This window comes from Paracoccus sp. R12_2, assembly GCF_017744015.1.
Classification (GTDB): Bacteria; Pseudomonadota; Alphaproteobacteria; order Rhodobacterales; family Rhodobacteraceae; genus Paracoccus.
The window spans coordinates 1-758 of sequence record NZ_JAGHRA010000049.1 but is presented as its reverse complement, the minus strand read 5'-3'; the positions used below and the strand labels follow the sequence as shown (position 1 = coordinate 758).

The following is a 758-nucleotide window of genomic DNA, read 5'->3' as shown; positions in this document are numbered from 1 at the left end:
TCGGAGGTTTTGATAAAAGGTATTGAAGTGACTGGACGAAATTGGCTTCGGGCCTATCTCTTCATCTTCGTCATGTCGGCTTTGGCGATCTACTTTGCGCATGCCGCCATCAACGGGCCCTACGGTGTTCTTGTCCGTGTCCAAGTTCTTCACGAGATCGAGGCCGCGAAGGTTGAGCGGGCAGACCTTCAGGCGCGCGTCGACCGGCTGAAGAACCTGACGAAACGACTGTCCAACGATTACCTCGACCTCGACCTGCTTGATGAGCGCGCCCGGCATGTCCTTGGCCTGATCAGGCCCGATGAGGTCGTGATCGATAAGAGGGTTACACCCAATGCTGGTGATCGCATGCAACCTCTGAACCGGACGGCGAATGTGCCGGGCAAGGCGGGCTAAGCGCATAGGCCGGCACCGACGCGCGGCATTGGCGAGCTTGATCATTTTGGATGAATGGGCCACGTTCACGCGCGGTGTCCTTGTGTCAGAGTGGGGACCCCCACGGGGCGCTTTCGGGCGTCCCGTTTCATTTCAGGTGCCGGAGTTTGTCAGTGCGGACAGATGGCGATCGATCTGCGCGCGTGCCTCGTCCAGTGTTTCGGCGGTGCCGTGGCCGTCGGTTTCCTCGTGCACCCAGACGAACGGGGTGCTTGGAACATCGAAAGTGCGGATGGGAATGCCGCGATATGTGACCGGCGCGATCATGCCAGCACCCACAGCGCCAGCGCGCCGCCAAGCGTGGTGCAGGCACAGGCGATGGT

General features: G+C 60.4%; 2 protein-coding genes. One reads left to right on the top strand and one right to left on the bottom strand.

The features are described 5' to 3' along the window. A partial coding sequence (locus J7359_RS20275) for a septum formation initiator family protein (protein ID WP_348524427.1) occupies nucleotides 1-396 on the top strand: 396 nt, incomplete at its 5' end. A gap of 132 nt (nucleotides 397-528) precedes the next feature. On the opposite strand, the gene J7359_RS19825 is transcribed toward J7359_RS20275, so the two are convergent. After that, nucleotides 529-758: hypothetical protein (locus J7359_RS19825; RefSeq protein WP_209060012.1), on the bottom strand; the 230-nt coding region annotated here is incomplete at its 5' end.